15 protein-coding genes are annotated in these 20,431 nt (G+C 39.8%); 7 read left to right on the top strand and 8 right to left on the bottom strand.

All coding sequences use genetic code 11. The features are described from left to right. Positions 1–4 precede the first annotated feature (4 nt). From PHO71_RS02600 to PHO71_RS02610, 3 genes are read right to left on the bottom strand one after another with little or no spacing between them, the layout of a single operon-like run. The gene (locus tag PHO71_RS02600; protein WP_300198442.1) at positions 5–1,330 is read right to left on the bottom strand and encodes a hypothetical protein; all 1,326 of its coding nucleotides are present in this window, start codon (positions 1,328–1,330) and stop codon (positions 5–7) included. Positions 1,331–1,387: 57 nt separating this feature from the next. Further along, a complete protein-coding gene (locus tag PHO71_RS02605) occupies positions 1,388–2,662 on the bottom strand; it encodes a hypothetical protein (protein WP_300198445.1) in 1,275 nt (424 codons plus the stop codon). Then, positions 2,649–3,380: a type III pantothenate kinase gene (locus tag PHO71_RS02610; RefSeq protein ID WP_300198448.1), complete on the bottom strand. Its 732-nt coding sequence runs from the start codon at positions 3,378–3,380 to the stop codon at positions 2,649–2,651. The genes PHO71_RS02605 and PHO71_RS02610 overlap by 14 nt, the downstream gene beginning before the upstream one ends. Before the next feature lie 424 nt (positions 3,381–3,804). Here PHO71_RS02610 and PHO71_RS02615 point away from each other — a divergent pair, with 424 nt between their 5' ends. From PHO71_RS02615 to PHO71_RS02635, 5 genes are all read left to right on the top strand, one after another. Next, positions 3,805–4,980, top strand: coding sequence for a DUF4105 domain-containing protein (locus PHO71_RS02615; protein ID WP_300198451.1), 1,176 nt, complete (start codon positions 3,805–3,807; stop codon positions 4,978–4,980). Beyond that, positions 4,980–6,554, top strand: a complete 1,575-nt coding sequence (locus PHO71_RS02620) for an alkaline phosphatase family protein (RefSeq protein WP_300198454.1) — start codon at positions 4,980–4,982, stop codon at positions 6,552–6,554. Before PHO71_RS02615 ends, PHO71_RS02620 begins: the two co-directional genes overlap by 1 nt. 103 nt (positions 6,555–6,657) lie before the next feature. After that, a complete protein-coding gene (gene secA / locus PHO71_RS02625; RefSeq protein ID WP_300198457.1) occupies positions 6,658–9,981 on the top strand; it encodes a preprotein translocase subunit SecA in 3,324 nt (1,107 codons plus the stop codon). 185 nt (positions 9,982–10,166) lie between these two features. Continuing rightward, a complete protein-coding gene (locus PHO71_RS02630; protein WP_300198460.1) occupies positions 10,167–11,279 on the top strand; it encodes a DUF6340 family protein in 1,113 nt (370 codons plus the stop codon). A gap of 62 nt (positions 11,280–11,341) precedes the next feature. After that, positions 11,342–11,788 carry a hypothetical protein gene (locus tag PHO71_RS02635; RefSeq protein WP_300198463.1) on the top strand — a complete coding sequence of 149 codons (447 nt, stop codon included), beginning with the start codon at positions 11,342–11,344 and terminating at the stop codon, positions 11,786–11,788. Between the two features lie 198 nt (positions 11,789–11,986). Here the strand turns inward: PHO71_RS02635 and PHO71_RS02640 are convergent, their stop codons facing one another. The 3 genes from PHO71_RS02640 to PHO71_RS02650 all read right to left on the bottom strand — a co-directional run bounded on the left by PHO71_RS02640 (position 11,987) and on the right by PHO71_RS02650 (position 17,348). Then, complete coding sequence (locus tag PHO71_RS02640; protein ID WP_300198467.1) at positions 11,987–13,900, bottom strand: ATP-binding protein; 1,914 nt, start codon at positions 13,898–13,900, stop codon at positions 11,987–11,989. Between the two features lie 105 nt (positions 13,901–14,005). After that, entirely contained in the window at positions 14,006–16,645 is a 2,640-nt protein-coding gene (locus PHO71_RS02645; protein ID WP_300198470.1) for a valine--tRNA ligase, read from the bottom strand. 64 nt (positions 16,646–16,709) lie between these two features. Beyond that, positions 16,710–17,348, bottom strand: a complete 639-nt coding sequence (locus PHO71_RS02650) for a hypothetical protein (RefSeq protein ID WP_300198472.1) — start codon at positions 17,346–17,348, stop codon at positions 16,710–16,712. A 122-nt stretch (positions 17,349–17,470) separates the two neighbouring features. Here PHO71_RS02650 and PHO71_RS02655 point away from each other — a divergent pair, with 122 nt between their 5' ends. Continuing rightward, complete coding sequence (locus PHO71_RS02655; RefSeq protein WP_300198475.1) at positions 17,471–18,526, top strand: DUF3810 domain-containing protein; 1,056 nt, start codon at positions 17,471–17,473, stop codon at positions 18,524–18,526. A 49-nt stretch (positions 18,527–18,575) separates the two neighbouring features. Next, positions 18,576–19,364, top strand: a complete 789-nt coding sequence (mazG, locus tag PHO71_RS02660) for a nucleoside triphosphate pyrophosphohydrolase (protein WP_300198478.1) — start codon at positions 18,576–18,578, stop codon at positions 19,362–19,364. Between the two features lie 174 nt (positions 19,365–19,538). Here the strand turns inward: mazG and PHO71_RS02665 are convergent, their stop codons facing one another. Together PHO71_RS02665 and PHO71_RS02670 are read right to left on the bottom strand one after the other, a co-directional pair. Next, positions 19,539–20,000, bottom strand: coding sequence for a hypothetical protein (locus tag PHO71_RS02665; RefSeq protein ID WP_300198481.1), 462 nt, complete (start codon positions 19,998–20,000; stop codon positions 19,539–19,541). A gap of 24 nt (positions 20,001–20,024) precedes the next feature. Next, on the bottom strand, positions 20,025–20,399 hold the full coding sequence (locus PHO71_RS02670) for a hypothetical protein (RefSeq protein WP_300198484.1): 375 nt from the start codon (positions 20,397–20,399) through the stop codon (positions 20,025–20,027). Between the last annotated feature and the right edge of the window lie 32 nt (positions 20,400–20,431).

Genomic DNA, 20,431 nt, shown 5'->3' on the forward strand with positions numbered 1-20,431 from the left:
AAATTTATCTAATCGTTACAGTCTCTCCAATCCAACCACCGATTGTAATACGGTCACCTGCTTTATAGCCTAACATAAAGAGATCTTTAGCCTGTGGAGTATAAGCAGAATATTTAGAGATAAGTTTATTAGCCTCATCAGCCACACTCGGGTCTACCGATTTTGCACGTTGCAACTTGTCGATAACCGCAAAGTATGTACAGCTATTCAATGCAGTTTCGTCACTCCAGTTAGGATTTGCTGCATATAGGTTGGCAATCAAGACATAAGGAGCACCATAATTCCCGTTAAAACCAATTGCTTTCTGTGCATAAGCTCTTGCCTGAGACAATTTCTTATCAGCAGTCAATACACCTGCAATTTTATAAGCATGCTCAGCTTTTTTTACATTATCTGTCTCCAGATTAATAGCCTCATCCAAGAATTTAATTGTACCCTCAATATCACCTTTTTTATACGCCTGAGCAGCACAAGCAACAGCAGCTTCAGCTGTCGGTTCAATTTTATAAATATAATATCCTGCTTGCATATATGCTTCGCTTTCTGTGCATCTCATCATCTTCATGATATCAATCACTTTTTTCAAATAAGCCATATCAGACTGGTTAGCTTCCACTTTCGGACCATAAATAGCTTGCAGCGATTCACAATCAGCTGTACCACTATTTACAAACAAAGCAACCAGATTATCTTTGATCTGCTGCAATGCTTTTTTACCCGATTCTTTTACTTCAGCAGCAATAGCAGCATCCGTATATTCAGAAGCTGCCAGATAATCCTGAATAAACTGTTCTTTGTGAGCAGGATCTGTTTTTAATTTATCCAACGACATTTGCAGAAAATAAAATAAAGTTGCAGCTGCAGATTCACCTTTCACAGCATTTACAGATTCACTCAACCATTGATATGCTTGATTCACATCAATTTTCGGAGCAAAAGCAATATAATCTACCGCCTTGACACCCAGTGCTTCTTCAGGAGAAGACACTTTAACTCCTTTGGCAATAAAATCGGGAGTATTTTTAATACGCACATCATGCGTATTCATCAATTCATCAAAATATTTCTGGTATTCCGGACTATTCTTATCTTTGATTTGCCCCATTAAACCTTTCAGAATTTTATATCCGTCAGTAAAAGTATAGAAACGAAGTGTCGGACAATTATCCAATACAGCTTTCCAAGGAGTATATGCATCTTTAAAATTTCCGGCTTTCACTGCTTCATGTGAGATACTACTGTTCGAATTACAGTTAGCATCATCCTGCGCCACCACAGTCGTCGCTCCAGCCGAAAGGAACAGCATAGCCACAAGCGTCTTAATTTTCATTATATCTAATTTTAGTTGTTATTATTAAGTTGTCTAATCTCTCTCAAATTTTTCACTTTATTCTACCCTGCGCTTGAAGAACCAACGTTCATTGAAAGTAAGTCCTATACTCACACGAAATATATTTTCATCTACCATATTTAATTCTTTTCCTTTCACACGGACAAATTGTCCACTAATACTCAGAATAGAGCGCGAACGTGGAACAGGCAAACCGAAACCGGCTGTAATTCCAAATTCTTTTGTAGCATTTTTACCCTCAATCTTATAATATGGTGTAGAATAAAAGCCTCCCAAACGATATTTCACATGCGCGAGATAGCTACGTCCCAACAAATTTGGAATATATTCTGCACCAACAGATATTCTCGAACGATCACAATAGGTAAAAGTCTCATCAAAGTTCTGGCGTAAATCTTCATCACTTGTTGCAAGAGAAGAGTTCACCTTCGACCATTTCTGCAAACTATAATCTACACCTACTGTCAGACGTCTGTCATAGTTATAAGTAACTCCTGCTCCAAAACTATTAGGAGTTCCCAATGTAGCATTCGGGGTCTGGCTAGTTATGGTACTAACCTGTCTGGTTACTGTAAAATCATTATTCAAATTCTGCTTCGGAGTATATACAGCTCCAAAAGTCAGTTGGCGTTTTTTATCGAGTATCTGCGTATATTGGAGACCGAAATCCAGTTTAATATCCGAAACGGATATTAAGGTAGTTTCCTTATAAGAAAAAGCACTGGATTCATTTGGGAAGAGCTGAGTCCGACTACGAGTGATATCTCCCCAAAAATAGGAAACATTTGCACCTATCGACAGATTCTTCAGCACTTTCACTCCCAATCCGGCATATAACTGATGCAAACCACCGTCCCCGGTAAAGCTTCTGCTATATTGTAACCCATTATCCGTCGTCTTGGTATCCGATACCGAATATCCGACATTGGAATACGGCAACAAACCGATACTCATTGCCATCCATGGCTGCAAACGGAATTGCATGGCAAGATAATCCAAGCTGGAATTCTTAGCATTGAGCTTTACACCTCCGCCACTAACGTTCATATTCTGCATAGTGACACCCCCTTCGAACAGGAATGTCAAAGAGTCAATAGCTGTATACGAAGCAGGATTCAACGCATTGATTTGCAATCCATCCCTGAGTCCGTAAGCAATCCCCCCCATTGCTTTACTATTTCCAAAATACTGGTCAGACAAATCGCCAAAGCCATATCGTGTATAAGGAGAGTTTGTATTATTCTGGGCAATTGCCATTCCGGTAACCATCGTGAGCAATAGCGCACAAAGAGTGTGTTTAAATCCTACCATTATTATAGTTTAAAATTCTATTTAATCCTTTCAACACTAAAAATCTATCTGCAAAGATGACACTTTTTACGTTGGTATCAAAAGAAAATTCATCTCCGCCCGTTAAAAAAACCAAAAGTTCAGGATATTTATGCTTCATAGCTTCAATATAACCCGAAATCTCATATTCCATTCCTTTCAGCACCCCTGCCCGTATTGCAGTCTCAGTATTTTTTCCCATCGGAAGTTTACATCCGTTGGAATCTATCAGAGGCAAGCGTCCGGTAAACTGATGAAGTGCCTTGAAACGCATTTGCATACCGGGAGAAATATTACCACCATGATATTGCCCTTTCGAGTCAATAAATTCGTAAGTGATACAAGTTCCAGCATCAATCACGAGTACATCCTTATCAGGAAACCGCTCATTTGCACCAACCACGGCTGCCATTCGATCGTAGCCCAATGTCTCGGGAGTTTCGTATAAATTGACTACCGGCAAAGAAGTTTCATGATTCAGCCACAGCAAAGGAAACGGCAATGCTGCCAAATCTGCCAATACCCGTTCATTCAATTCAATGACAGTAGCAACAATTCCTCGTTTAATTGGATATTTGGCACAAAGTTCTGCCATACAACCCAATGAATGATTGGATTCAGTCAGCACCTCGATCATGTCATCACCTTCAAAAAGTGCCACTTTAGCCATTGTATTTCCTATGTCAATAATTAAATTCAATGCTTTTGCTCTTTTTATGAGGGCGCAAAGGTAAAGCAAAAAAAGATAACTGAAAGCATATCAGGTGAATTATCTTTTCTATATGTACATTTTAAAAAATTAAGAAGAAGAAGCATTCACTTAAATCAAATTATTTATTTCAAAATACATGATTTAGACTATATTATTCATTGATATATTTCACTATGTGTTCAGTAGTTTTGTAAGCAAAAAAAACAAAAGAAAAAGTTGTTTTCAACCGAAACAAAAACCATATTTCACCAAAATGAAAATTGTGTTTTATCCCACCGGAGACCCCATGTACAAGAAATAAACATTCTATCTGTCCGAAATTGAGACTTTGTTTACACAAAATGAAACCTCTATTTTTCCGAATCCAACTATTCTTTGTATCTTCGTCGCCAAAATAAAACAGGTATTCTTCATGAAAAGGATCATTTTATATACATTACTTTCTCTCAATCTGCTGTTATTGCCCAATGAACAAGCATCAGCAAGCAATGATTCCATCCGGCTCAGCTTATTGACTTGTGCTCCCGGAGAAGAGATTTATTCTTTGTTTGGACACACAGCTATCCGTTACGAGAATCTGATACAAGGCATCGATGTGGTATTCAACTACGGTATGTTCAGCTATCACTCTCCCAACTTCATTTTTCGTTTTTCCCTCGGTGAGACTGATTATTCGCTGGGAGTCGCCGACTTTACACACTTTGCAGCAGAATATAATTTTTATGGTCGTAGCGTATGGCAACAAACACTAAACCTGACCGATGAGGAAAAAGTACACCTCATCAATCTCCTGCAAGAGAATTACCGCCCGGAAAACCGGATTTATCGTTATAACTTTTTCTATGATAATTGTGCCACCCGTCCGCGAGACAAAATCGAAGAAAGCATCACCGGCAGAGTTATCTATCCGGAAGGCAGTTCCCATTCTTTCCGCGACATCGTCCACGAATACTGTAAAAATCATCCTTGGTCACGTTTCGGCATTGACCTCTGTATCGGGAGTGAAGCCGACCGTCCGATTACCCAGAGGCAGATGATGTTCTCTCCATTTTATCTGATGAATTTCTTCGCCAATGCAAAAATAAATCATGATGGACAACAACGACCTCTCATTTCATCTACAAAAATAATTGTGGATGCCACGCCTGATACGGAGGAAAGCAATTGGATACCCACTCCCTTTCAATCCACATTGCTTCTGTTTATACTGACTGCCGCTATCACCATCTACGGCATCCGTAAGCAAAAAGGTTTTTGGGTATTCGATCTTATACTGTTTGGTGTTGCAGGTATGGTAGGATGCGTGCTTGCCTTCCTCGCATTGTTTTCAGAGCACCCAACAGTCAGCTCCAACTATCTGCTGTTCGTTTTTCATCCGGGACAGTTATTTTTCCTTCCATACATCATTTATTGTATCCGAAAAGGAAAGAAATGCTGGTATATGAGCCTCAACACGCTCGTTTTAACATTATTTATAGTGCTTTTCCCGTTCATTCCGCAGAGAATTAACTTAGCTGTCGTACCTTTGGCGCTCAGTTTGCTAATACGTTCTGCGAGCAACCTGATTTTGACTTATAAAAAGAAATAATGAAAGGATTACTAACTTCTCTTATCACCGTACTCACATTCACAGGGCTGCAAGCTCAGTCTCTCCCCGCTTCTCCTAAATTAGTGGTGGGGCTGACTATCGACCAGTTACGTACGGACTATCTGGAAGCCTTTTCCTCACTTTATGGAGACCGGGGATTCAAGAGGATATGGAAAGAGGGAAGAGTCTTCTGCAATGCCCAATATACTTTCAATAACGTAGACCGTGCATCTGCCATCGCAGCCATATATACTGGTACAACGCCCTCTCTAAACGGAATTATTTCAAATCAGTGGATGGACGTTTCTACCTTGCGTATGGTCAATAGTACAGACGATAGTGCTTATATGGGATACTACGGAGACATGACAACTGCTCCGACAAAGTTACTTACTTCCACCATTTCTGACGAACTAAAAATAGCTACGCAGGGCAAAGGACAAGTTTATGGTATCGCTCCTACCTGTGATGCAGCCATCTTCTCTGCCGGGCATGCTGCTAATGGAGCTTTCTGGCTCAATCCAAATACCGGAAAATGGAGCGGAACAACTTATTACGGTGAATTCCCGTGGTGGGCAAGCCAATATAATGATCGTCAGGCCATTGATTTCCGTATTTCCGGAATTACCTGGGAACCTGTTTATCCTAAAATGATGTACACATTCCTGCCAGATTGGCGGGATGGAGTATTCAAATATAAATTTGACGACGACCGCCAAAATAAATTTAGAAGATTTATCACAAGCCCTTTTGTTAATGATGAAGTAAACGCACTGGCAGAAGAGGTTATGACTAAAGGGTTGCTCGGTACGGATGACATTACCGACTTACTGTCACTGACATATTATGCGGGAAACTATTCGCATAAGTCCGTACAGGAATGCGCCATGGAAATTCAAGATACTTACGTCCGCCTCGACCGTAGTATCGCGAGCTTGTTGGATATTCTCGACAAAAAAGTAGGTTTACAAAATGTACTGATTTTTATCACTTCTACCGGTTATACGGACAGTGAATCGACGGACTCAGGATTGTATAAGATTCCTACCGGAGAATTCCACCTAAACCGTTGTGCCGCCCTGCTGAATATGTTCCTCATGGCTACTTATGGTGAAGGAAAGTATGTAGAAGCCTACTATGACCAACAAATTTACCTGAATCACAAACTACTAGAACAAAAGCAACTGAACCTGATAGAGGTACAGGAAAAATCTGCAGAATTCCTGATGCAGTTCAGCGGTGTCAATGAAGCTTATTCTGCTCACAGACTTTTATTGGGAGCATGGACTCCGGAAATCTATAAAATACGTAATGGCTTTCACCGCCAACGTTCGGGTGACCTGACAATCGATGTCCTTCCTGGATGGACTATTGTCAATGAAGACACCAATTCAAGTAAAGTCGTACGCCATTCGTACATTCCTTCTCCGCTGATTTTCATCGGTCATTCGGTGAAGCCGGCTATTATTCAGACACCTGTAACCATTGACCATATTGCGCCTACTATGGCTCAATTCATGCGTATACGGGCACCGAATGCCTGTACAACAGCTCCTATTACCGACCTCCGGTAAAAAGACTCCCCACAAAAACAAGGCGTAAAGTATAAATAAATCAGCATTTTAATGTAACTTTGCGCAGATTAATTCAGTACGATAAATAATAAACATAATACAAATGGGATTTAATGAAATTTTAAGCTCGATTTTTGGAAATAAATCCACTCGAGACATGAAAGAGATCAAACCCTGGGTAGAGAAGATTAAAGCTGCTTACCCCGAGGTTGAAGCACTCGACAATGATGCCCTCCGTGCCAAAACTGCGGAGCTGAAGCAATATATCTATGAATCGGCAAGCGCTGAACGTGCGAAAGTGGAAGAACTGAAAGCCAGCATCGAAAGTGTAGAACTGGAAGACCGTGAAGAGGTTTTTGCCCAAATCGACAAAATAGAAAAAGAAATTTTGGATAAATATGAAAAGGCACTGGATGAAGTATTGCCCGTGGCTTTCTCTATCGTAAAGGCGACTGCCAAACGTTTTGCGGAAAATCCGGAAATCGTGGTTACTGCTACTGATTTCGACCGCGAGCTGTCTGCGTCAAAAGATTTTGTACGCATCGAAGGTGACAAGGCCATTTATCAGAATCATTGGGTAGCCGGTGGTAACGATACAATATGGAATATGGTTCATTATGATGTACAGTTATTCGGTGGTGTCGTTCTGCATAAAGGTAAAATTGCGGAAATGGCAACAGGTGAAGGTAAGACTCTTGTAGCTACCCTCCCCGTATTCCTGAATGCATTGACCGGAAATGGTGTGCATCTGGTAACCGTGAACGACTATCTGGCAAAACGTGACTCCGAATGGATGGGACCACTTTATATGTTCCACGGACTGAGTGTAGATTGTATCGACCGTCACCAGCCAAACTCTGACGCACGTCGTCAAGCTTATTTGGCAGATATTACCTTTGGTACAAACAATGAATTCGGTTTCGACTACTTGCGTGACAATATGGCAATCAGCCCCAAAGACCTTGTACAACGCCAGCACAACTATGCAATTGTCGATGAGGTGGACTCCGTATTGATTGACGATGCACGTACGCCGTTGATCATTTCCGGTCCGGTACCAAAAGGGGACGACCAATTATTCGAACAACTCCGTCCGCTGGTAGAACGACTTGTGGAAGCACAAAAGGTATTGGCAACCAAATATCTGTCCGAAGCAAAAAGATTGATTGCTTCAGATGACAAGAAAGAGGTAGAAGAAGGATTCCTTGCATTATACCGTAGCCATAAATGCTTGCCGAAAAACAAAGCATTGATCAAGTATCTCAGTGAACAGGGAATCAAAGCTGGAATGTTGAAAACGGAAGAAATCTACATGGAGCAAAACAACAAGCGTATGCACGAGGTTACTGACCCGTTGTATTTCGTTATTGATGAGAAGCTGAACAGTGTGGATCTGACCGATAAGGGGGTGGATTTAATCACCGGTAATTCAGAAGACCCAACTTTGTTCGTTCTTCCGGACATCGCTGCACAACTTTCAGAACTTGAAAACATACCTGATCTGACAGAAGAGCATAAGTTACAAAGGAAAGATGAGTTACTGACTAATTACGCTATCAAATCAGAACGCGTACATACGATCAATCAGTTACTGAAAGCATATACCATGTTCGAGAAAGACGACGAATACGTAGTAATCGACGGACAGGTGAAGATTGTGGACGAGCAGACCGGACGTATCATGGAAGGTCGCCGTTACTCTGACGGATTGCATCAGGCTATCGAAGCAAAGGAACGTGTGAAAGTGGAAGCTGCCACACAGACATTTGCTACGATCACATTGCAAAACTACTTCCGTATGTACAACAAATTATCCGGTATGACGGGTACTGCCGAAACGGAAGCTGGTGAACTTTGGGATATCTATAAATTGGATGTAGTCGTGATTCCGACGAACCGCCCGATTTCCCGTAAAGATATGAACGACCGCGTTTACAAAACTAAACGTGAGAAATATAAAGCCGTTATCGAAGAGATCGAACAACTCGTTCAAGCAGGACGTCCGGTATTGGTGGGTACTACCTCCGTAGAAATCTCCGAAATGCTGAGCAAAATGCTTACGATGCGCAAGATCGAGCACAATGTATTGAATGCCAAACTGCACCAAAGAGAGGCTGACATCGTTGCTACAGCCGGTATGAAGGGAACAGTAACTATCGCAACCAATATGGCGGGTCGTGGTACCGACATCAAGCTAAGCCCCGAAGTAAAGGCAGCAGGTGGTCTTGCCATCATCGGTACAGAACGTCATGAGTCTCGTCGTGTAGACCGCCAGTTACGTGGTCGCGCAGGGCGTCAGGGAGACCCAGGTTCTTCCATATTTTTTGTATCATTGGAAGACGATTTAATGCGTTTGTTCTCTTCCGACCGTATTGCCAGTGTAATGGACAAGCTCGGTTTCCAGGAAGGTGAAATGATTGAGCACAAGATGATCTCCAATTCTATCGAACGCGCACAAAAGAAAGTAGAAGAAAACAACTTTGGTATCCGTAAACGTTTGCTCGAATATGATGACGTAATGAATAAGCAACGTACGGTTGTTTATACGAAACGCCGCCATGCCTTGATGGGTGAACGTATTGGTATGGATATTGTGAACATGGTTTGGGATCGCTGCGCAAACGCAATCGAGAACAATGACTACGAAGGTTGCAAAATGGAAATGCTTCAGACATTAGCAATGGAATGTCCATTCACGGAAGAGGAGTTCCGCAATGAGAAGAAAGAGGCAATGGCTGAAAAGGCTTTCTCAATAGCAATGGAAAACTTCAAACGAAAGACAGACCGTCTAGCTCAGATCGCTAATCCAGTTATCAAACAGGTATATGAGAACCAGGGACATATGTATGAAAATATCCTGATTCCTATTACGGACGGTAAACGTATGTATAATATCTCTTGCAATCTGAAGACTGCTTACGAATCTGAATCGAAGGAAGTGGTTAAATCGTTCGAAAAGTCAATCTTATTACACGTTATCGATGAATCATGGAAAGAGAACCTTCGCGAGTTGGATGAACTGAAACATTCTGTACAGAATGCAAGTTACGAACAGAAAGACCCGTTGTTGATTTACAAATTAGAATCTGTTACCTTGTTTGACGCAATGGTGAACAAAATCAATAATCAGACTATATCTATCTTGATGCGCGGACAAATCCCTGTACAAGAAGCTCCGACAGATGATCAGGCTGCACGCCGCGTAGAAGTTCGCCAAGCTGCTCCCGAACAACGTCAGGATATGAGCAAATACCGCGAACAAAAACAAGATCTGAGTGATCCGAATCAACAGGCTGCCGCGAGCCAGGATACCCGCGAGCAACAAAAACGCGAACCGATACGTGCCGAAAAGACTGTTGGACGTAATGATCCTTGCCCATGTGGCAGTGGCAAGAAGTACAAAAACTGTCACGGTAATAACGCTTAGTGAAGGACGTATGGATAATGGAAAACGGATCGTAATCTAAGATTTATTTGAAGATTGCGTTATACCCCTTATTCATCACTGAAAAATAAAAGAAAGTCTCAAACGGTTAAAAACTGTTTGAGACTTTCTTTTATCCATTGAAAATTGTATCTTTGTTTAAACTTAACTACTAAATAATCGGCACTATGGCAAAATTTAATTCATTGGCATTTGCCTGTATGTTCCTGTTCTTCTTTGGCAGTTGCCAAAGTTTGGAACAAATTCCTATTGACTATATACAGCCTGCAGAAATAACTTTTCCTCCTGAACTACGCAAAGTAGGTATAGTGAATAACTGCAGTATTCCAGCGGATAGTACATTGATTCTAGCAACTTCAGATCAAAGAAGTTTACTTAATCTTATTAACATGAGAGGCGCCATAGCTTATGCTAACGGTGATCCCCGTATTGTAACGGAATCACTCGCCGAAGAAATTGCGAACCAAAACTACTTTGAAACAGTTGTTATCTGTGATTCTGCTTTACGAGCCAATGATAAAATTGCTCGTGAAAGTACATTAAGTCAGGAGGAAGTTCGCACATTAACATCAAATTTAGGAGTAGATTTAATCATTTCATTGGAAGGTATCCGGTTTATAACAGGAAGATCAATCTATTATCCAGATGATTATGACACTTATCAAGTGACGATAGATCTAAAAGCTTTTCCTACTATAAAAACCTACCTCCCTACACTAAAAAAGCCAATGAACTCACTAACGACTACCGATAGTATTTATTGGGAAGAAGTTGGTACGAAAGAAGAAATAAACGAACGAATGATTTCGGAGAAACAACTACTAAAAGAAGCTGCTGAGTTTGCAGGAAGAATCCCTGTTAAATATTTAATTCCATTTTGGAAGAAAGACGCCCGTTTTATATATGCAAATGGCTCCATACAGATGCGTGATGCTGCTGTTTATGCATACGAAGGCTCATGGGATGAAGCATATAAGCTCTGGCAAGAAGTCTTCAATGATACAAAAAGAAAGAAGAAAAAAATGAAAGCAGCTGTGAACATCGCTGTCTATTATGAAATGAAAGATAGTATTGCTAAAGCAGTAGAATGGGCCACCACTGCACAAAAGATTGCCAAAAAAATTGATAAGGTAGATGAAATTAAAGATACAACAAATATCAATTTCTGGAAAATTCCAAATTACTATCAAACAACACTTTATGTCACCGAATTAAATAAAAGATATGCCTCATTGCCTAAGATAAAAATGCAAATGAGCCGATTTAATGATGATTTTTAAGGAAATCATGCAGCAATTATTTTTTTTTTCATACCTTTGAACTGACAAAAAGAAGGAACCCCATGAAATTGAGCCAACAATCACTATCTATCATCGAATCGGCTATCCAAAAGGCAGTCGCCAAATATGTATGTGCCTGTGAACAAACAGTCGTAACAGATATCCATCTGCAACCCGACCAGACATCCGGAAAACTCTATATTTATAACGACGATGATGAGGAACTGGCTGACGTAATGATCGAAGAATGGACTATCTATGAAGGAGATGACTTCATGGAAAATGTAGAACCGTGCTTGCGCAGACTTCTTTGCAGAATGAAGGATGCTTATAATTTTGAAAAGGTATCAATTTTAAAGCCTTATTCATTTGTATTAGTAGATGAAGAAAAAGAAACCATAGCCGAACTGCTGCTAGTTGATGATGATACCATATTGATAAATGATGAACTTCTAAAAGGGCTGGACAAAGAATTAGACGATTTCCTGAAAGAGTTATTGGAAAAATAGTTTAGGAGACTCTTTCATAAGTCAATCAAACTTTTAATATGTAATTTTTAGATGCGGAGGATACAGATAACGCGGATTTAATAAATTCATCATGCTTAAAAAGTAAAAAAATCCGCGTCATTTGTGTTATTAGTATATAAGATATTGATTTATAGGATTTTGACATAGCATCCTGAGAAATTTCCTACTTCTCACAGATTAAACTGAAAATTCACTCCGTTTTGTTCTATAAGGCAATGTAAACCAAAAAGTAGATCCTTTTCCTTCCTCCGACTCTACCCCTATCTTTCCACCCAATCGCTCCACAATTATGCTACAAATAGAAAGCCCCAAGCCTGTTCCTTGAACAAAAGGATTATATTTCACAAAACGTTCAAAAACGTGCTCACATTGTTCATGAGACATCCCACACCCTGTATCAGAAACATAAAAATAAATATTATGGGCATCTTTCATACGATAACCCAAACAAATAGACCCGCTTTGGGTGAATTTTATAGCATTCACAACAAAATTGGAGATAAGTTGTATCAACCGATTCTTGTCTACATATAAAGCACATTCCGGTAAACGTTCAGTAAATGCAATAGTAACCTTGTTTCCCTTCAACCGTAATTTCATACTTTGCTCTATCTCTTCCATAGTCTGATTTACATCTATCACCGAAGGGAAGAAGTCAAAAGTACCAGCTTCAATCTTCGACATATCAAGAATGTCATTTATCAACTGAAGCAACAGGTTGGTATTCGTTTCAATAATATCCGAATATTCACGCATCTCTTTTTTATCTTCCATATCCGGCAGCATATTTGCAAAACCTACAATCGCATTCAATGGTGTACGTATCTCATGACTCATATTTGCCAGAAATGCAGATTTCAACTGATTAGCTTGCTCTGCTTTTTCCATCGCTTCCCTTAAACGACCATATGCTTTCCGAAGAATACGAATATAATAACTAATGGCAACAATCAGGATAATTACAATTGCTAAAAAAGAAAGGATAACAGTTTGATATTGTTCAAAAAAACTTTTAGGTAAATTAATATAAACAGCATCATCCGGATAACGGTAAGTAGGAATATTATGGGATTTAAGTACAGGATAGCAAAGATAAGCACTTTCTTTACCACCTACACTTCCCTGAATGTTCCGAGCCTGTTCTCCATCTAATATCCTATTTAATATGTCTAGTAATGAATCCCCGAAAGACTCTGCCGAGACATAATAACCTCCGGCAAAAGTATTATTGGACAAGTCTTCGGAAGAAAGCAAAAATAGAGGTGAAGGAGTAAAATTGGTAATGATATCCTGTATATGATCAAAAAGATAATTATTATCATCTTTGTTATGAGACTCAAACCAGGAGTAATATATAATTCCGGTATTTGCTTTATAACCACGTAGAGTATCCAGCAACATTTCTGTAGACAATTCTGTAGTTGATAGAAGATCCAAGGATAAATCCGGAAAGTTTGCTTCCACCGCCTGTTTCACATCACTACGTGTCTCTTCACTGATATAACGATCATCAGAAATAAATGCCAGACGTTTCATATCTGGAATCAACTTGTAAATCAGCTCTACAGTCTCCTTTACATAATAGTGTTGCTCTAATGTAGTAAGGTTATATCCCTGCCTCCACTTTTCAGCAGGAACACTATTAGTTTCTGTCAATGATGCATGAGACAGTAAAACTTCCAATGTAGCAGGCAAACGGTCACGGGAGTTTGTTACAATCACCGGTACATCCTTCCAGATGTCATCAAAAAGTTCCCTACAAACAATCCACCCAGGATCACCAATCATAACAACTGCTGTAGGAGGAAGAGGATATTTCTGACGTAAATGAGTAACCATGGCTTTTACTTCCATTGTATCAATCAATGCCGGCACAGAAAGTGATTCTGCCTTTACCGATATGCCACGGCTCTGAAGTTCGTCATGAACATACCAATAAAAATTTTTAGCCCAAGGAAGATTAAAATTAATGGAATTCAAAACCAGTATTTCTTTATCAGATTGCCCATTCCGAGCTAATACAACAGAAAAGGTTCCTCCAAAAAGAAAGAACAATACATAAAAAATGGCAATTCTCAGTACTTGTTTCATTTGTGCTATTATAAATAGAAAAACAAAGATAATACTATTTTCTATCATATAAAAAAAAGGCGCCTCAAAATCTTGAGACGCCCGATGTTACATAATATTAAATGTTTATGCTTTCTTTAATACTGCAATGCTTTCTTTCAAGGAACTGATAATACTTTCAGCATCCGCTTGTTTCTTACGTTCCAGCTCGATAACAGCAGCCGGAGCATTGTTTACAAAATTCTCATTGCTCAGCTTCTTCGTTACTCCCAACAAGAAACCTTCTTTATGTTTTAGTTCAGTTTCCATACGGGCAATTTCAGCTTCTACATCAATCATATTACCCAACGGTACTGCATATTCAGTTGTTCCTACCATGAAAGAAGCCGCTCCTTCTGCTTTGGATGCAACCACCTCAATAGATGAGAGATTACACATCTTCTGTATAATGGCATTGAACGTAGCTACCGGATTTTCACCTACTACCTGTAATTCGAGCGTTTCTTTCTGTGCAATGTTCTTTTGAAGACGGATACTACGGATATTACTGATCACTTCCTTCACAACTTCAAACTGTTGAACAAGTTCTGTATCCACATAAGTATCCTGAGTCAAGGCACTTACCATCAAGCTTTCACCCTGTTCTTCATTACGTTCATACATCTGTTGCCAGATTTCTTCCGTAATAAACGGCATAAACGGATGGAGCAAATGAAGTAGATTATCTAAGAAACAGAGAGTAGCATTATGAGTACAACTATCGATACCTTGTCCATAAGCCGGTTTTATCATTTCCAGATACCAAGAAGAAAACTCATCCCAAAACAGCTTATACACAGTCATCAATGCTTCACTCAGTCGGTACTTACTAAACAAGTCCACCATTTCAGCAGCTACTTCGTTTTGTTTGGATTCAAACCACTTTGAAGCTAGATTAGCCGCCTCCGAAGGTGCAAGTGTTTTATCTACCTGCCATCCCTTAATCAGACGGAAAGCATTCCATATCTTGTTACAAAAGTTACGTCCTTGTTCACAGAGTGCATCGTCAAAAAGAATATCATTCCCGGCAGGAGCTGCAAGCATCATACCCATACGCACACCATCTGCACCATACTTGTCAATCAACTCCAATGGATCAGGAGAGTTACCGAGCGACTTGGACATTTTACGCCCCAATTTATCACGAACGATACCTGTGAAGTAAACATTCTTAAACGGCATCTTTCCTTCATATTCATAACCTGCCATGATCATACGTGCCACCCAGAAGAAAATGATATCTGGTCCCGTCACCAAGTCACTTGTCGGATAATAGTAGTTAATTTCTTCATTTCCGGGATTATTGATTCCATCGAACAGAGAAATAGGCCACAACCAAGAAGAGAACCAAGTATCCAGACAGTCTTCGTCCTGACGGAGATCTTCTATTTTCAACTTAGAATTGCCGGTCTTTTCTTTAGCCTTAGCCAATGCTTCTTCGGGTATCGATGCTACAACATAACCACCTTCGGGTAAGAAGTAAGCAGGAATACGATGCCCCCACCATAATTGACGGCTGATACACCAATCTTTAATATTTTCCATCCAGTGCCGATAAGTATTCTTATATTTGGCAGGATAGAACTTCAGTTCATCATTCATTACAGGCGGTAATGCCATCTCTGCAAAATGCTGCATTTTGAGGAACCACTGCATGGATAGCTTAGGTTCGATCACAACGCTGGTACGTTCAGAATAGCCTACCTTGTTTGTATAGGTCTCTGTCTTTTCCATCAGTCCAGCGGCTTCAAGATCTTTTTCAATCTGTTTGCGGACGTCGAAACGATCCATCCCGACATACATTCCGGCAGCTTCGCTCAATGTACCATTATCATTGAAAATATCAATACTGGGCAGATTATATTTTTCTCCCAACATATAGTCGTTTACATCATGAGCCGGAGTAACTTTCAGACAACCAGTACCGAATTCGATGTCTACATATTCATCTTCAATCACAGGTATGGCACGGTTTACCAACGGAACAATCACTTTTTTACCTTTCAACCATTCATTCTTCGGGTCGTTCGGATTGATACACATAGCTGTATCTCCCATGATGGTTTCAGGACGGGTAGTTGCTACAACAGCATAACGACCTTCCGCATCACCTTCTACTTTATAACGGAGATAATACAATTTACCATGCTCTTCTTTGTAAATCACTTCTTCGTCAGAAAGAGCAGTCAATGCTTTCGGGTCCCAATTTACCATACGTACACCGCGGTAAATCAGTCCTTTGTCGAATAGATCAACAAATACTTTGATGACACTTTCACTACGTTTCTCGTCCATGGTGAAAGCAGTACGCTCCCAGTCGCAGGATGCACCGAGTTTACGGAGTTGTTTCAAGATAATACCTCCGTGTTCATCTGTCCATTCCCATGCGTGTTTCAGAAACTCATCACGAGTTAAATCCGTTTTCTTAATACCTTGCGTAGCGAGTCTGTTCACTACCTTCGCTTCGGTAGCGATAGATGCATGGTCTGTTCCCGGTACCCAGCAAGCATTTTTACCTTCCATGCGTGCGCGGCGAACTAAAATATCCTGAATGGTATTATTAAGCATATGTCCCATATGGAGTACACCTGTGACGTTAGGAGGCGGAATGACGATGGTGTAAGGCTCACGACCATCGGGTTTCGAACTAAATAAACGGTGTTCCATCCAATACTGGTACCACTTTCCCTCTACATCAGCGGGATTGTACTTACTTGCTAATTCCATGTTGATTTATGTATATAAAATAATAGTTTCGAAAAATAACGGCTACAAAATTAATAATTTTAATTCAAATCTTACCACCCTTAGGCTTATTCTGCGGACGGAAAGAGAATTTATATCCTTCATAAACAGCAAATACATAAAATAAGGCACTCATAGATACCAAATTTTCTTTCATGATGGAAAATACTAATTCATAATCTACTTGCAACAGAGTCTCAATAAAAGACATATCCAACTCTTGGGATGCAATTCCGATAATAGATAAAAAGTCCCCGAAAACACAACTGATCAAAGCCAAAACCCCACCAATAATTCCAAATATCTGACGGACTCCCTTCCCTTGACGCATAGCAAAACCAATAACAAAGCCGATAGCAATTGCCACAATACCAAGCTGACGACCTGTAGAAACTGAAATCAGTCCCCATGCTACTGCACCCACTATACAGGCAATTACTGCTAGCCAAACTCCTTTCGGCAGATTTTCCTGTGCAAGCAACTCTTCCCTTGTCATCGTTATCGGAAAATCATCCGGTTTAGGAGGAGCTATCTTAGCAAGTTCTTCGTCATTTTCAAAGTTTTCACATTCCTCCTCAAAAGTTGGGAACGATTTGGTACGTTTACACACGAGTCCTTTTCCATTAACAAACTCACGCAGCACACAATTCCGGCAATATTTTTCAATTTCTTCAGCAGTAGCCATCTTTTTTATTCTGGTTATGTTAGACAATCAAGGTCGTATTAACAGTTTTTTTGCAAATATAGAGGTATTTTTCCGCGTTACATTTATTAATTGCATATTTTTGTTACTTCAAATCTGAATAAATGATGAAACAGAAGTTAAAAATTAGATATATCATTTTGGGAGTATTATTACTCCTGGTATGGATGACACAATGGATTCCTGCTTTGGCAACAATCTATTCTCAAAAGGTTTACCCTGTCATCTCATCTGTTTTATCAGCATTTTCCAACTTATTCCCTTTAGCCATAGGTGATTTGTTTATTTTTCTCAGTATTGCAGGTGTGATAGTATACCCTATTTATGCCCGACTTCGAAAAAAATTATCTTGGAAAAAAATCTTATTACGTGATGGTGAATATCTGTTATGGATTTATGTCTGGTTTTATTTGGTATGGGGACTTAATTATTCGCAAAAGAACTTTTACCAACGGTCTGGAATTCCATATACGGCGTATACTCCAGAAAACTTCCAGACTTTTGTAGATGACTACATCACGCAGTTAAACCGTTCGTATACCCTTTTGAATAATATTAACCGAAACTTAACCCGTGAAGAAAGTGTACGGTTATATAATCAGCTTAGCGACAGCCTTGCCGTCCACCGTCCTCCGCACGCTAATCCAAAAGTAAAAACTATGTTATTTACTCCGCTCATTTCAATGGTGGGAGTGACTGGTAGCATGGGACCTTTTTTCTGTGAGTTTACTTTGAATGGCGATTTGCTTCCTGTCAATTATCCAGCTACTTATGCTCACGAATTGGCGCACTTACTGGGTATTACGAATGAAGCGGAAGCCAATTTCTATGCCTATCAGGTTTGTACCCGTTCGAAGGTGATGGGAATTCGTTTTTCCGGTTATTTCTCGGTACTCAGCCATGTATTGGGGAATGCACGGGGATTACTTTCAGAAGAGGAATACACCAATCTATTCAAGCGTATCCGGCCTGAGATTATTGAAATAGCAAAACAAAATCAGGCATACTGGTCGGCTAAATATAGCCCCATTATCGGAGATGTTCAAGATTGGATATATGATCTCTATCTCAAAGGGAATAAGATAGGAAGTGGAAGAAAGAACTATTCGGAAGTAATAGGATTACTCATCTCTTATCAAGAATCATTGAAAAGGAAATAGAAAATGAATAAACAGAATGATTAATTATAAAACAAAAAATAGAAACAAAATGTCACATACCAGACAAGAACAGATGGAAGCCTTCGGACGTTTCCTCGATATTCTCGATGAACTACGTATAAAATGTCCATGGGACCGGAAGCAGACCAATGAAAGTCTACGCCCTAACACCATAGAAGAGACTTACGAGCTTTGTGATGCTCTAATGAGAGATGATAAGAAAGATATTTGCAAAGAGCTGGGTGACGTACTGTTGCACGTTGCTTTCTATGCTAAGATAGGCTCGGAAACTGGATGTTTTGATATGAAGGATGTTTGCGACAAACTCTGCGACAAACTGATTTTCCGCCATCCACACGTATTCGGAGAGGTGAAAGTGGAAACTGCCGGACAAGTATCCGAAAACTGGGAGCAACTGAAATTAAAAGAAAAAGATGGTAATAAGACTGTATTAAGTGGAGTCCCTACTGCCCTCCCTTCATTAATTAAAGCATACCGTATTCAGGACAAAGCACGCAATGTAGGTTTTGACTGGAAAGAACGGGAACAAGTATGGGAGAAGGTAAAAGAGGAAATCGCCGAATTTCAGGAAGAAGTTACCAATATGGATAAGGATAAAGCTGAAGCCGAATTCGGCGATGTGATGTTCAGTTTAATCAATGCGGCACGGCTTTACAAAATCAACCCAGATAATGCACTGGAACTTACCAATCAGAAGTTTATCCGGCGCTTCAATTATCTAGAAGAACATACCATCAAAGAAGGAAGAAATCTGAAAGATATGTCTCTTGAAGAAATGGACACTATCTGGAATGAGGCAAAGAAAAAGGGATTATAAACTCAACAGAGAAAATAGTTGTCAAACATTTGAAGCACAGACTACGCAGTATAGATAGTTCTTTAACTAAAACTGTGAAATCTGCGTAATCAGTGCCTAAATATCATACAAAAAACTAGCGTATTTATGACGTTTTTTAGTAAAATACGCATTATCACACTAATATCTATTGATTTACCTGCGCCTCTTTGGCTCATTCTCACCTCGGTTCACAGCTTTCAACATTTCTCTGTGAAAACGAGTTTCCGCACGTTGTACAAGAAATATTTTCTTCCAGGACAAAATCCTATGAAATTTATCTAAATACGACTTATCCAAACGATCGGCTGCAATGCGGTTGTCACAGACCTGTCCGATAATCTGTTCGTATTGTGCTTCGGTAGTATTATCCTCTTTTGCCTTACGCATCAAATTCCAGGAATCATCATTCAATTTCTTCTTTTTATCCTGAAGTTCAAAATAAACAGGGAAAAACTTTGCAGCTTCATCCTTTGTCAATCCGGCTTGTTCTATAATAAATGTTTTTTGCTTCGCCCTAAATTCATCACGGGTTAGATGCTGCTCACATCCACTGGCAGCCAGAAGAAAGGGAACAAAACAAAATAACAAAACAACTAAAGCTATTAATTTTTTCATTTTAAATATTCAAACTTTAATAAATCATTCTACATTTGCATCACTCAGATAAACGTACAGCGAATAGTCATCCATCATGGCAGCTTCTACCGAAAAGTCTATCATCTGATCGGATACAACTTCCATATCCGGTTCGGGTGCCACCACATCACTATTCGTCGGTTTATGATCTGACGATGCCACCCGGATAATCAGAGCCGCTCCCACAAACATTGCTGCCATATATAGTAATGGTTTCAGCCTTGTCCATGTGCTGACAGGTTCTTCCTTGAAAGCTACTTTCTCTTTCTCAGGAAGTTTATTCATTACCTCTGAAGTCAAATTTTCAAAGTAACCTTCGGGAACCTTGAAGGAATGCTCCTTTCCAATCTTCTTCAATAGGATATCTTCTTCTTTCATACGTTTTTCTCCTCTCTTTTTCTTAGACACTG

It is taken from the genome of Bacteroides sp., assembly GCF_028690125.1.
GTDB lineage: Bacteria > Bacteroidota > Bacteroidia > Bacteroidales > Bacteroidaceae > Bacteroides.